The following is a 13,070-nucleotide window of genomic DNA, read 5'->3' on the forward strand; positions in this document are numbered from 1 at the left end:
TGCTGGAAGATCAGCCTAGCCGAATGCTTCATTGAAACTTCAAGAAGATTTCCCTACGCTGGACTCATGCCTGTTCGCCGCCTCAATCACGCCGTGCTCTACATCCGTGACGTCGCCCGGTCCGTCGAGTTCTACACCGACGTGTTCGGCTTCAAGGTCGACGTGGAGATCCCCGGCCGCGCCGCTTTCCTGAGCGCCCGGGACACTCTCAACGACCACGACCTGGGGCTGTTCGCCATCGGCAAGGACGCGCCGGGCCCCGAGCAGGGCCGGGTCGGCCTCTACCACCTCGCCTGGGAGGTGGGCACGCTCGGCGAACTCGCCGACACCGCCCGCGCGCTCACCGACCGGGGCGCGCTCGTCGGCGCGAGCGACCACGTGGTGTCCAAGTCCCTGTACGCCAAGGACCCGGACGGCAACGAGTTCGAGGTCATGTGGCGCGTCCCCCGCGAGGACTGGCCCACCACCCAGGAAGCCACCGGCCCGCTCCCCCTCGACCTCCAGGCCGCCCTCGACCGCTGGGGCCCCGACCTCGCGACCGGCGCCGCGGCCGGCTCCGCGACCTGACGCGCGGCTCGGGCGGGGCCCAGGCCCGACGGCCTAACGGCCGATCTGCTTGCGTCCGGCGCGGCGCAGGCGGCGGCGCTGGGAGGGGTCGAGGGTGAGGTAGGCGGCCGCGGGGACGCCGAGGACGATCAGGAGGGCGATCCAGTTGGGGAGGAACGCCGCAAGGACCCAGAACGCCACGAGGCCGACCGCCAGGCCGCCGATGACGTACTTCGCGCGATTGGACATCTTCCCCGCCTCCGTCCGCGGCACGCGCCGCGCTCACATGGGTAAACGCGGCGCGTGCCGTGGCGGTTCCCGGCCGCGGCCGCGGTGGGCCCGGCGTCGCCGGCGATCGGGGGCGCCCGGCGAACTACGCCCGAGCCGTGGTCAGTTGTCGTTCACCCCGCGGTCTTCGTGGGGCTCCGGCGCTCCCGCGTCGGCCGTCCGGGGGCCGTCCGGCGCGTCCCCGGGGGCGGGGTCAGAGGCGGAGGCCGCGGCTGCGGCTGCGGCTGCGGCTGCGACCCGCCGTTCGTGGTCGCGGGTGGCCTCGGCGCGCACGAGCGCGCCCAGGGCGGCGTAGATGTCCACGGGCATGGTGCTTCTCCTGCGGTGTTCGTCCTGGTGCGGGGCATGGCGGCGGGCCGCGCGGCGCGTTGCGGAACGGTGCGATGCGGTCGGCGGCCGGGCGCTGTCAGCAGCGCAGGACGGCGTGCAGGGGGCCGGGAGGTCCGGCGGGAGAAGTGTGCCGGGCCGGGCCCCACACGGCCGCGGCCACGGGGTCCGCCGCGGCCGCGTCACGGGCGGCGGCCCAGGCGTGGTTCTGGGGAGCGGCACCACGGTGGTGGGGGCCGGCGTGCGGCGCCGCGCGCCGGGCGACGTGCGCCGGATGGTGGTGGGTCTCCGCGCCCGCCCCGTCGGTGACGGCGGCCACGGCCGCCGTCCGCTCGGCGGGCGGGACGGGCACCGGCCCCCAAAGGCCGCACAGCGCGTGCAACAGGCATGCCAGGGCCACGAGCAGCACCGGCAGACCCGAGGGCCGGGTCCGGCTTGGAGGTCGCCCTGCGTTTTGCGGCATGCACTGCTCCTCCGGATGCGTACTCCTCCCTCCTTACCGGGCCGGGCGGGCAACCCCGCAGCTCACTAGGCTGATCGACGCACGCGTTCACCCTGCCGACCCAACGCCCGCGGAAGGAACCGCGCATGCAGCCTCTGGAGGGCATCACGGTCGTGGCCCTGGAGCAGGCCGTCGCCGCGCCGTACGCGACCCGCCACCTGGCCGATCTCGGGGCCCGCGTCATCAAGGTCGAGCGGCCCGGCGGGGACTTCGCGCGCGACTACGACCGCACGGTGCGGGGGCTGTCGGCGTACTTCGTGTGGTGCAACCGGGGCAAGGAGAGCGTCGTGCTCGACCTCAAGCAGCCGGGCGACCGCGCTCTGCTGGACCGGATCGTCGCCCGCGCCGACGTCTTCGTGCAGAACCTCGCGCCGGGCGCGGCCGGACGGCTCGGGCTCGGCGCGGACGCGCTGCGCGCCCGCGACCCCCGGCTCATCACCTGTGACATCTCCGGCTACGGGCCGGACGGCCCGTACCGCGACAAGAAGGCGTACGACCTGCTCGTCCAGTGCGAGGCCGGGCTGCTGTCGATCACCGGCGGCCCGGAGGCCCCCGCACGGCCCGGGATCTCCGTCGCCGACATCGCGGGCGGCATGTACGCGTACGCCGGGATCCTGACCGCCCTGTACGAGCGGGAACGGACCGGCGCGGGCACGGCCCTGGAGGTGTCGCTGCTCGACGCGCTCGCCGAGTGGATGGGCCACCCGCTGTACTCGCAGGCCTACGGCGGCGCCCCGGTCGCCCGCAGCGGCGCCCGGCATCCGTCGATCTCACCGTACGGGCCCTATCGCTGCGGCGACGGCGCGGTGGTCTTCCTCAGCGTGCAGAACGACCGGGAGTGGGTGGCGCTGTGCGAACAGGTCCTGCGCCGCCCGGAGCTGACCCGCGACCCGCGCTTCGCCGACAACCCGCTGCGCCGCGCGCACGACGACGCGCTCACCGCCCAGCTGGAGGCGTGCCTGGCCGGGCACACCGCGGACGGCGCCATGGCCCTGCTGGACCGTGCCGGGATCGCCAACGCCCGGCTGCGCACCGTCCCGGAGTTCGCCGGCCATCCGCAGCTCGCGGCACGCTCGCGCTGGCGGGAGTTCGGCTCCCCCGCGGGACCGCTGCGCGGACTGCTGCCGCCGGTCGGGGTCGCGGGCCGCGAGACCCCGATGCGGGAGGTGCCGGCCCTCGGCGCTCACACGGAAGCCGTACGCAGGGAGTTCTCCGGTTGACGGATCCCGCGGCCATCCGGGTGCCGCATCCGCCCCCGCCGCCGGACCGCGCGGTGCACCCGGTAGGCTCAAGATCGGCACGCTGCCGACCACGCTCGCAGTGGTGCACCGCCCCCGTGGTCCTGACCCGGACGGGGCGGGCTGCCGGGTCGCCGCCGGGGTCCGCCACAGCGGAACCGGGGCACTCGGCAACTCCGGGTCTCACGCCCCCCGGTAGCGGGTGAACACCGGGAACGCCGCCGCGAGGCTGAGCATTGCCACGACGACCAGGATGCCGCCCGCGGTGACGGCCGTCCGTGTGCCGAACGCCGAGCCGGCCGTGCCGTGCAGCAGGTCCGCGACGCGCGGGCCGCCCGCGACGACGACCGTGAAGACGCCCTGCATGCGGCCGCGCATGTCGTCGGTGGCCACGGACTGCAGGATCGCGCTGCGGAACACCATCGAGACCATGTCGGCGAAGCCGGCGAGCGCGAGGAACGCCGTCGCCCACCAAAGGCTGCTGCTGAGCCCGAGGCCGGCGATCGCCACACCCCAGCCGGACACGGCGATGACGACCATCAGGCCGTGCCGCTTGGCCCGCGAGAAGGTGCCCGAGAACAGGCCGCCCACGACCGCGCCGATGGGGATCGCGGCGAAGAGCAGGCCCAGGGCCAGCCCCTCGCCCCAGGGGGCGTAGGTGGTCGCGGCGAGCTGCGGGAACAGGGCGCGCGGCATGCCGAAGACCATCGCGATGATGTCGGCGACGAACGACAGGAGCAGGATGCGCTGCGCGGTGATGTAGCGGAAGCCGTCGCCGACCTCCCGCCAGCCGCCGCGCCGGGCGACCGCGGCACCGCTCTTGTCGAGCGGGGGCAGCGCGGGCAGCCGGAAGACGGCCCAGACGGTCGCGGTCAGCGCGATGGCGTCGAGGAGGTAGAGGGTCGGCAGCCCGAGGACGGGGATGAGGGCGCCGGCCAGCAGCGGGCCCACCACCAGGCCGGTCTGCATCACGGTCGAGCCGAGCGCCACCGCCGCCGGGAGTTCCTGCGGGGGCACGAGCCGCGCGACGGCGGCACTGCGCGCGGGGGCGTTCATGCCGGCGCATGCCTGCTGCGCGGCGAGCAGGAGCATGAGCAGCCACACCGAACCGACGCCGAGGAAGGCCTGCACCCAGAACAGCAGTGAGGTGACGGCGATGCCGATGTTGGTGACGAGCATCAGCTTGCGGCGGTCCACGCTGTCGGCGACGGCGCCGCCCCACAGGGCGAAGACGACCAGCGGGACGAGTCCGGCGATGCTGGAGTAGCCGACCCACGCGGACGAGCCCGTGATGTCGTAGATCTGCTTGGGAACGGCGACCGCCGTGAGCTGACTGCCCACGGCGGTCACGGTGGTCGAGGTCCACAGCCGGCGGTAGGCGGGGTGCCGCAGGGGCCGGGTGTCCATGAGCCAGCGCCGCATGCCGGTGCGGCGCCCGGGTTCACAGGGTTCGTCGTCGGCGGCGCGGGCCGCGTCCTCTATCGGGGTGCCGGCGGTCTTCTTGGTGCTGTCCACGGGGCGGGCCTTTTGCTTCCTCGTACAACTATCGCTGACCCGCCGACCCTACCCGCCTCGGTCATCGCCCGGAATGCGCTGCCCCCGGCAGGGTTCCGGCGAGCGGCAGCAGGGCGGACGAGCGGGCGAGGTCGATCGTCACCGCCGGGTTGCTGCCGGGCGGCTCCAGGAGCCCGGCGTCGGTGCCCGCGACGATGAGCGCGAGCCGGTGCCCGGCCGGGACGACGTGGTCGGTGGCGGCCAGGGTGATGGTGGTGGTGTAGGCGCGCCCGGGGACGAGGGGCCGGCCGTGCCGTGCGGAGGCGGCGTGCCCGAGGTCGGCCCAACCGCGGCTGACCACGGTGTGGGTCACCTCCGCGGTGTCCGCGGCCGTGTCGAGGAAGCAGGCGCTGTCGCCGGGGACGCTCGCGCCCCAGCAGGAACGGGTGGTCAGGTCGGTGATGCCTTCCTTGGCGCCGAGGAAGTTCCGGATCGTCGCGGGGCCGAGGTCGACCACGACCGCCGACAGGTGCGCGCTCGTGGTGGAGGCCGACGCGGTCAGCGTGACCGTGCCGCTGCCGGAGAGGCGCACCGGACCGGTGAGAGCGCCGGTGCTGAACACCGTCTTGTCCGTGCCCGCGGTGTCCGCGGCGGCGGCCCAGTCCTCCTCACCGCGCCGCGGCGCGTCGGTGAAGCCCTCGGTGCTGCCGGGCGCGGCAGGCGTACGGCCGAGGATCCCGAGGCCGGGGGTGGCTCCGGAGCTCAGGTCGAGCCGGGTCCGCGCGGTACCGGCCGGCGGCCAGGAGCGGTCGGTCGTCCAGTGGTCCGGGGAGCGTTCGATGTCGGCGGCGGGCTCGCGCTCGATGCCGTTGCGCACGCCCAGCAGGTAGTGGTCGAACCAGCGGTGCAGCGTCGGGACCCACGCGTCGCGGCGGTAGTCGAACGGGTCGACGTGGCCGGTCTGCGACAGCCACACCTTCCGCTCCACGCCGTGTGCGGCCAGGGCCTGCCACCACTGCCCGAAGTGCTTGGTGCGGACGTTGAGGTCCTGCATGCCGTGCACCGCGAGGACGCTGGCGCGGACCTTGCCGGCGTGCCGGGTGTAGTCGCGCTCGCTCCAGAAGCGGGTCCAGTCGCCGCTGCGGGGCGCGCCGTTCACGATCGTCTGCTGCGCCGCGGCGCACCGGGCGCGGGCGTCGTCGCTCTCGACGTAGTCCGACAACCAGTCGGGGCCGGAGCCGTACAAGGCCGCGCCCTGCTGGAAGTAGTAGTCGTACCAGGAGCTGATGGCGCTGATCGGGACGATGGTCCGCAGGCCCTTCACCCCGGTCGCAGCGACGCCGTTGGCGATGGTGCCGTCCCAGCTCTTGCCGATCATGCCGACGTCGCCGGTCGACCAGCGCGCCGCGGCGGTGTGCGTGCCGGTGCGCGAGGTGTACGCGGTGGCGCGGCCGCCCAGCCAGTCGACGACGGCCTTGGCGGAACCGATGTCCGAGGGGCCGCCGACGTCCACGCAGCCGTCGGAGCGGTTCGTCCCGGCGAGGTCGACAAGGACCACCGCGTAGCCGCGCGGCACGAAGTAGTTGTCGTAGAACAAGGGCGCCTGGATCATGCGCCCTTGGGCGTCGTAGGTCTTGGTCTGGCCCTCGTTGCCGCGTCCGCAGCAGGAGTAGTACGGACTCGCGTCCATGATCACCGGCACCTTGCGGCCCGCGGCGGCGGCCTCCCGCGGACGCACGATGTCGGCGGCCACCCGGTCGGTCCGGCCGTCGCCGTCGCCGTCACGTCCCGTGTCGACCCACACCGCCTCGCGAATGGCGTCGGCGTAGGAGTAGTCGGGCCGGCTGAGTCCGTCCCGCACGGTGCCGGCGGACGCGGCGTGCGCGGGCGTCACGGGGAGGAGGACGGCGGCGAGGGCGGCGACGACCGCCGCGACGACGGACATCGCGCGGGCACGGGCACGGGGGCGGGGATTGCGCGGCAGGGAGGGCACCCGCGGACGCTAACGTTTGGCGGTGCCATGCCAACAGCAGGTTCCCGGCCAACTCCCGCCCTCGGTCCGGATCTTGGGAGCGGCCTCGACCGCCGGGCCGGCCCGGCGCCGCCGCCGCACGAGAGCCGTGACATGCGGCCTCGTTCACACATTCGGCGTAGCCGAACTGTCCGGCGAACACGCCACGTGATGAGCTGGTCACGCAGCCGGGTCGACGGGTGGACCGCAGAGCCTCCCTCGCAGCGGACCCGGAACACGGCTCGACGGGTGACACACACCCCGGGGACCGGAGCCGAATCCCGATTGGCCCCGCGGATCGCCGGGGCGCGAAAGGAACGCCGGCCATGATCGCTGCCCGCACCACCGGCCGCACGTCCGGCCCCTCCCCCAGCCTTCCTTTCGGCACCACGTTCCAGCGCACACCTTGGCGCGGCCTCGCCGCACTGGGCGCCGGCGCTGTGCTGCTCACCGCCTGCGCCGCCCCGCCGCGGACCTCCCCCGCGCCTCGCCCCGCACCGTCCGGGAGCGCCCCGGCAACGGACGACGCGGCCGCGGTGGCAACGGAGTTGCGTCCCTACTACGGGCAGAGACCGGCGTGGCGGCCCTGCGACCAGGCCGACGGCTTCCAGTGCGTCACCATGCGCGTGCCCCTGGACCACGCTCATCCCGAGGCCGGCGACATCCTGGTCTCGGCCACCCGCAAGAGGTCCGGCGGCGGCAGGCTCGGTTCTCTCCAGCTCGACCCCGGCGGCCCCGGCGCCTACGACCTCGTCGCGATGGCCCCCGGAAGCCCCGGCCGCGGCGCCCTGGCCGACTGCGACACGGGCCGGCCGGTCGCCTTCATGTGGGACACGATGTTCCGCAAGACCGCCGACGAGTGCGAGCGGCATGTCGGAGGGCTGCTCCCGTACGTCGGGAAACCCGATGCCGCCCGGGACATGGACATGCTGCGCTCCCCGCACTACGCGGGCTTCTCGTACGGCACCCGCCTGGGCGCGACCCATGCCCTCGACGCGCTCGGGATCACGCTGCACCTAAGCCGCGGCCTGCCGGGGGCCGCACGGACGCCGGACACCCGGCGGGGCGCTCTGGGCGAGAGGACGACCAAGGAGGGCGACCGGGCGCAGGCCGCGGTCGGCTGCGTGAGGTCCACGATCGGCCCGCGGCTCAGTGCCGTCCGGGCGGTGGCGGCACTGCCCCGATTCCTGGGCGCGTCACCCCGGTTCGGCCGCACCTTCGCCGACGCGCCGGTGATGCGCACGCACCGGCCCGCCCATCGCGGCAGCCCGTACGCCCCGTCCACGCGCGGAGCGCCGCCCCGATCCTCGTGATCGGCACGACCCCTGCGCGGCACGCTCCCGCCCGCGCCGAACGCCGCGCGCCGGGGAGCACGGGCGTCGTCCCGTCCTTCCCGGCGCGCGGTCACGCGGTCATCGGCCGGTGTCAGCCGCGGCGGCCGCCCCCACCGCCGCCCAGGCCCTTGTCCAGGCCCGCGCGGCGCAGGGCGTCCGCCATGGCGCCGGAGGGCGCGGGGCGGTCACCGCCGCCGCCACCGCCGCCGCCACGCGACTGACGGGGCGTGCCTCCGCGCCGGTCGGGACGCGGACCCCGCTCGGAGCGTCCACCGCCGCCGTTGCCCTTGGCGGTGCCGGAACCGGAACCAGAACCGGAACCTGATCCGGCATCCGTCGCCGCCTCGTCGTCGAGACGGAGCGTCAGGGAGATGCGCTTGCGGGGGATGTCCACGTCGAGCACCTTGACGCGCACGATGTCACCGGACTTGACGACGTCGCGCGGGTCGCTGACGAAGGTCTTCGACATCGCGGAGACGTGGACGAGACCGTCCTGGTGGACGCCGACGTCCACGAAGGCGCCGAAGGCGGCGACATTGGTGACGACGCCCTCCAGGATCATGCCGGGCGCAAGGTGCTTGAGTTCCTCCACGCCCTCCTTGAACTCGGCGGTCTTGAAGGCCGGTCGGGGGTCGCGGCCCGGCTTCTCCAACTCGGCGAGGATGTCGGTGACCGTCGGCAGGCCGAAGGTGTCGTCCACGAAATCGTCCGCCTTGAGTGCGCGCAGGACGGAGCCGTTACCGATGAGCGCCCCGATGTCGGTGCCGGCGGCAGTGCTCATGCGGCGGACCACCGGGTACGACTCCGGGTGCACGCTGGAGGCGTCCAGCGGGTCGTCGCCGCCGGGGATGCGCAGGAAGCCCGCGCACTGTTCGTACGCCTTCGGGCCGAGCCGGGCCACTTCCTTGAGCGCCGTGCGCTTGCGGAAGGGGCCGTTGGCGTCGCGGTGGGCGACGATGTTGCCGGCCAGGCCCTCGGTGATGCCGGAGACGCGGCGCAGCAGCGGCACCGAGGCGGTGTTGACGTCGACGCCGACGCCGTTCACGCAGTCCTCGACGACCGCGTCGAGCGAGCGCGACAGCTTCAGCTCGGACAGGTCGTGCTGGTACTGGCCGACGCCGATCGACTTGGGGTCGATCTTCACCAGCTCCGCCAACGGGTCCTGCAGGCGGCGGGCGATGGAGACGGCGCCGCGCAATGAGACGTCCATGTCCGGCAGTTCGGCGGAGGCGTAGGCCGAGGCGGAGTAGACCGAGGCGCCGGCCTCGGAGACGACGGCCTTGGTCAGCTTCAGCTCCGGGTGCCGCTTGATCAGGTCGGCGGCGAGCTTGTCGGTCTCCCGGGACGCGGTGCCGTTGCCGATCGCGACGAGATCGACCTGATGCGCCGCCGCGAGCCGGGCGAGCGTGGCGATGGACGCGTCCCACTGGTTGCGCGGCACGTGCGGGAAGATCGTGTCGGTGGCGACGACCTTGCCCGTGGCGTCCACGACCGCGACCTTCACGCCGGTGCGGAAGCCGGGGTCGAGGCCCATCGTGGCGCGGGTGCCGGCGGGGGCGGCGAGCAGCAGGTCGCGCAGGTTGGTGGCGAAGACCCGCACCGCCTCGTCCTCGGCGTCCTGGCGCAGCTGGACGCGCAGGTCGAGACCGAGCCGCACGAGGAAGCGGGTCCGCCAGGCCCAGCGCACCGTGTCGGCCAGCCACTTGTCGGCGGGGCGGCCGCGGTCGGTGACGCCGAAGTGGTGGGCGATCTTGCGCTCGAAGCTGGACGGGCCGTCCTCGACCGGCTCCTCGGGCTCCAGGGTGAGGTCGAGGACCTCCTCCTTCTCGCCGCGGAACATCGCGAGCACACGGTGCGAGGGAAGCTTCCCGAACGGCTCGGCGAAGTCGAAGTAGTCGGCGAACTTCGCACCCGCCTCCTCCTTGCCCTCCCGAACCTTGGAGACCAGCCGGCCGCGCTCCCACATCCGGGTGCGCAGCTCGCCGGTGAGGTCGGCGTCCTCGGAGAACCGCTCGGTCAGGATCGCGCGGGCGCCTTCCAGCGCCGCGGCCGTGTCCGCCACGCCCTTGTCGGCGTCGACGAAGCCGGCCGCCTCGTCCTGCGGGTCGAGCGCGGGGTTCTCCAGCAGCCGGTCGGCGAGCGGTTCGAGACCGGCCTCGCGGGCGATCTGCGCCTTGGTGCGGCGCTTGGGCTTGAACGGCAGGTAGATGTCCTCGAGGCGCGCCTTGGAGTCGGCGGCGAGGATCTGCGCCTTGAGGGCGTCGTCGAGTTTGCCCTGGGACTCGATGGACTCCAGGATCGCGGCCCGCCGCTCGTCGAGCTCCCGCAGGTAGCGCAGCCGCTCCTCGAGCGTGCGCAGCTGTGCGTCGTCGAGGGCGCCCGTCGCCTCCTTGCGGTAGCGGGCCACGAACGGCACGGTCGCACCGCCGTCGAGGAGTTCGACGGCCGCGTGGACCTGCCCTTCCCGTACGCCGAGCTCCTCGGCGATCCTGCGCTCGACCGAGACCGTTGTCGTCACGATGTGCGACCTGCTTTCTGGCTGGACTACGGCTGCATTATTGCGGAGCCCGGCCGCCGAGCCGCGAGCCTGGGGGCGAAGCCGCGCCGGAGTCCTGGGGCAGTGGCTTCTCGAACCAGTGCCCGGCGTAGCGGTCGCCGTTGTAGTCGTCGATCTCGTGGTACCCGAGCCTGGCGTACAGCGACCGCGCCTCGACCAGGTCGGGGCGGGTGTCGAGGCGGATGACGCGGGCGCCCAGGTGTTCCACCGCCGCTCGTTCGGCGGCGCTGACCAGCAGCGCGGCCCCGCCGGTACGGCGGGCGACCGGGGCGACCCAGACCCGGCGCAGTTCGGCGATGCCGGGGGCGAGCAGCCGCACCCCGGCGCAGCCGGAGGGGAGTCCTCCGTAGCGGCCGACGAGGAACCGGCCGGTGGGGCCGGCGAGGTCGTCACTGGTGTCCTCGACAAGGAGGTCGTCGATCTCCTGCCGGGTCATCGGCCTGCCGTAGTAGCGGCTGACGATGTCGTCGTAGTAGCGCCACAGCAGGTCCCTCGACACCGGGTCGTCAACGGCGAGCGGCGCTGTCTCCCATACGGGCGAAGCGTGGATGTTCTGTCGCGGTACGGTCACGGGCTCCATGGTGGCAGCGCGCCGCGTGACTATCCTCCGGTTATTCGTTGGCTTCACAACGACACGGGGGCAGGACATGACGCGGTACGCCGCGCGCACAAGCCATCCCATCGCCATCACGGAGCAGTCCGGGAACGACGTGCTCGTCTTCGACTCCGGCGCCGCCGACTGGTCGCAGGACGCCGCGGTCACCTGGCGCTGGAGCGCGCCCGGCGGGACGGGCACGAGCTGGCAGCACCTGTCGGACGTCCGGCTGCGCAGAACCCAGGCGTACGGGCGGGTCGTGCTGGTCACCGCACTCGGCGGCCGGGCGGCGATGGTCCGCGAGGACACGGGGGCGATCGTCTGGCAGACGATCACGCCGGCCGACACCCCGCACGCCATCGAGCGCATCCCGGGCGGGGTCATCGCGGTGGCCTCCGCGGCGCCCGGGCGGCTGCGCCTGTACACCGACACCGAGCAGTCCGCGCCCTTCCTCACGCTCCCGCTGTCCAGGGCGCACGGCGTGCTCTACGACCCGGCGCGCACCGCGCTGTGGGCGATCGGCGAGGAACGGCTGGTGCGCTACGCGCTGTCCGGCAGGGGCCCGGCCACCATGCTGACCGAGCACAGCGTGATCCACTTCGAGGGGCAGGGCCTCGATCTGCAGCCGGTGTACGGCGAACCGGGGTCGCTGTGGTTCACCGACACCAACGGCGCCTACCGGCTCGACGCCGAGACCCGCAAGTACCGGCAGGTGGACGGGGCGAGCGACGTCCGCGCCTACCTCAGCCAGCCCTCCGGCACCCTGATCCGCGCCCGCGGCCAGGTCGACGGACCACGCGTGCGGGGCGGTCCCACGGTCGACTTCATGGACCCCGACGGCACGACGGCGTACTCCCGCACCCGCCCCGGCGCGGAGTTCTCCGCGGTGCGGCTGTGGACCCCCGACTTCTGCTGAGGGCTGCGGGGCCCCGATGACCGCGATCGCGGGGACCGGTCCCCGACGCCGGCACCGGGCATGTAATGATCGGAGGACATTGCACTAACCATCTATTTCCGCAGCCGGTGCCCGCCCGGGCGCCGAGCCGCCGGAGGGCCGCGGTCGTCGCGTACCGGGCCGGTCCGGCACCCCCGCACACGCCAACGGAGGCTTCGCTCCCATGGAATACCGCCACCTCGGCCGCAGCGGTCTGCTCATCAGCGAGATCGCCTACGGCAACTGGCTCACCCACGGTTCACAGGTGGAGGCGGACGCCGCCACGGCGTGCGTGCAGGCCGCCCTGGAGGCCGGCATCACCACCTTCGACACCGCCGACGTCTACGCCGGGACGCGCGCCGAGTCGGTGCTCGGCGAGGCGCTGAAGGGCGAGCGCCGCGAGGGCCTCGAGATCCTCACCAAGGTCTACTGGCCGACCGGTCCCGGCCGCAACGACCGCGGCCTGTCGCGCAAGCACATCATGGAGTCGATCGCCGGCTCGCTGCGCCGCCTGCAGACCGACTACGTGGACCTCTACCAGGCGCACCGCTACGACGTGGAGACGCCGCTGGAGGAGACGATGGAGGCGTTCGCCGACGTCGTCCACTCCGGCAAGGCCCTGTACATCGGCGTCTCCGAGTGGCCCGCGGAGCAGATCCGCCGCGCCCACGCGCTGGCGCGGGAACTGCGCATCTCCCTGGTCTCGAACCAGCCGCAGTACAACGCCCTGTGGCGGGTCATCGAGGGCGAGGTCGTCCCCACCTGTGTGGAGCTCGGCATCGGCCAGGTGGTCTTCTCGCCGATCGCGCAGGGTGTGCTGACCGGCAAGTACAAGCGCGGTCAGCAGCCGCCGGAGGGCTCGCGGGCCACCGACGACAAGGGCGGCGCCAACATGATCGCCCGCTGGATGGGCGACGAGGTGCTGGACGCCGTCGCGCGGCTCGAGCCGCTGGCCGCCGAGGCCGGGCTCTCCCTGGCCCAGCTGGCGGTGGCGTGGGTGCTGCAGAACTCCAACGTCTCCGCGGCCATCGTCGGCGCCTCCCGCCCCGAGCAGGTCGCGGAGAACGCCAAGGCGTCGGGTGTCGTCCTGGAGAAGGAGCTGATGGCGCGTATCGAGGAGATCCTCGAGCCGGTCGCCGTCACCGACCCGAAGCGGGTCCACGACAACGTCCCGGTCCGCCGCCCCTGACCGGTCGACGTCCCTGATCGGACAGGCCCCGCGGTCGGTGTGACCGCGGGGCCGC

General features: G+C 73.6%; 12 protein-coding genes. 5 read left to right on the plus strand and 7 right to left on the minus strand.

Features of this window, described 5'->3' with window-relative positions:
* Positions 1-66 precede the first annotated feature (66 nt).
* Positions 67-567, plus strand: a complete 501-nt coding sequence (locus ACFWVC_RS13145; protein WP_384283520.1) for a VOC family protein — start codon at positions 67-69, stop codon at positions 565-567.
* A 33-nt stretch (positions 568-600) separates the two neighbouring features.
* On the opposite strand, the gene ACFWVC_RS13150 is transcribed toward ACFWVC_RS13145, so the two are convergent.
* The 3 genes from ACFWVC_RS13150 to ACFWVC_RS13160 form a co-directional block, all read right to left on the minus strand.
* The gene (locus tag ACFWVC_RS13150) at positions 601-795 is read right to left on the minus strand and encodes a hypothetical protein (RefSeq protein WP_384283523.1); all 195 of its coding nucleotides are present in this window, start codon (positions 793-795) and stop codon (positions 601-603) included.
* Between the two features lie 141 nt (positions 796-936).
* Positions 937-1,143 carry a hypothetical protein gene (locus tag ACFWVC_RS13155; protein WP_384283526.1) on the minus strand — a complete coding sequence of 69 codons (207 nt, stop codon included), beginning with the start codon at positions 1,141-1,143 and terminating at the stop codon, positions 937-939.
* A gap of 97 nt (positions 1,144-1,240) precedes the next feature.
* Positions 1,241-1,624 (minus strand): hypothetical protein, encoded by a 384-nt coding sequence (locus tag ACFWVC_RS13160; RefSeq protein ID WP_384283529.1) that lies wholly within the window; start codon positions 1,622-1,624, stop codon positions 1,241-1,243.
* A gap of 125 nt (positions 1,625-1,749) precedes the next feature.
* Here ACFWVC_RS13160 and ACFWVC_RS13165 point away from each other — a divergent pair, with 125 nt between their 5' ends.
* The gene (locus ACFWVC_RS13165) at positions 1,750-2,883 is read left to right on the plus strand and encodes a CaiB/BaiF CoA transferase family protein (RefSeq protein ID WP_384283532.1); all 1,134 of its coding nucleotides are present in this window, start codon (positions 1,750-1,752) and stop codon (positions 2,881-2,883) included.
* Positions 2,884-3,084: 201 nt separating this feature from the next.
* On the opposite strand, the gene ACFWVC_RS13170 is transcribed toward ACFWVC_RS13165, so the two are convergent.
* Entirely contained in the window at positions 3,085-4,416 is a 1,332-nt protein-coding gene (locus tag ACFWVC_RS13170; protein WP_384283535.1) for an MFS transporter, read from the minus strand.
* Between the two features lie 61 nt (positions 4,417-4,477).
* Positions 4,478-6,340 carry a Xaa-Pro dipeptidyl-peptidase gene (locus tag ACFWVC_RS13175; protein ID WP_384283735.1) on the minus strand — a complete coding sequence of 621 codons (1,863 nt, stop codon included), beginning with the start codon at positions 6,338-6,340 and terminating at the stop codon, positions 4,478-4,480.
* A gap of 392 nt (positions 6,341-6,732) precedes the next feature.
* On the opposite strand from ACFWVC_RS13175, the gene ACFWVC_RS13180 reads away from it, so the two are divergent.
* Positions 6,733-7,719, plus strand: a complete 987-nt coding sequence (locus ACFWVC_RS13180; protein WP_384283538.1) for a hypothetical protein — start codon at positions 6,733-6,735, stop codon at positions 7,717-7,719.
* 112 nt (positions 7,720-7,831) lie between these two features.
* Here ACFWVC_RS13180 and ACFWVC_RS13185 read toward each other — a convergent pair whose 3' ends face one another.
* Both ACFWVC_RS13185 and ACFWVC_RS13190 read right to left on the minus strand, forming a co-directional pair.
* Positions 7,832-10,258 carry a Tex family protein gene (locus ACFWVC_RS13185; protein WP_384283540.1) on the minus strand — a complete coding sequence of 809 codons (2,427 nt, stop codon included), beginning with the start codon at positions 10,256-10,258 and terminating at the stop codon, positions 7,832-7,834.
* Between the two features lie 37 nt (positions 10,259-10,295).
* The gene (locus ACFWVC_RS13190; protein ID WP_384283542.1) at positions 10,296-10,868 is read right to left on the minus strand and encodes a GNAT family N-acetyltransferase; all 573 of its coding nucleotides are present in this window, start codon (positions 10,866-10,868) and stop codon (positions 10,296-10,298) included.
* Between the two features lie 76 nt (positions 10,869-10,944).
* Here ACFWVC_RS13190 and ACFWVC_RS13195 point away from each other — a divergent pair, with 76 nt between their 5' ends.
* Both ACFWVC_RS13195 and ACFWVC_RS13200 read left to right on the plus strand, forming a co-directional pair.
* Complete coding sequence (locus ACFWVC_RS13195) at positions 10,945-11,808, plus strand: DUF6528 family protein (protein WP_384283545.1); 864 nt, start codon at positions 10,945-10,947, stop codon at positions 11,806-11,808.
* A gap of 202 nt (positions 11,809-12,010) precedes the next feature.
* Positions 12,011-13,015 (plus strand): aldo/keto reductase family protein, encoded by a 1,005-nt coding sequence (locus ACFWVC_RS13200; RefSeq protein ID WP_384283548.1) that lies wholly within the window; start codon positions 12,011-12,013, stop codon positions 13,013-13,015.
* The last annotated feature ends 55 nt before the right edge of the window (positions 13,016-13,070 follow it).

This window comes from Streptomyces sp. NPDC058691, assembly GCF_042714775.1.
In the GTDB taxonomy this organism is placed as follows: Bacteria; Actinomycetota; Actinomycetes; order Streptomycetales; family Streptomycetaceae; genus Actinacidiphila.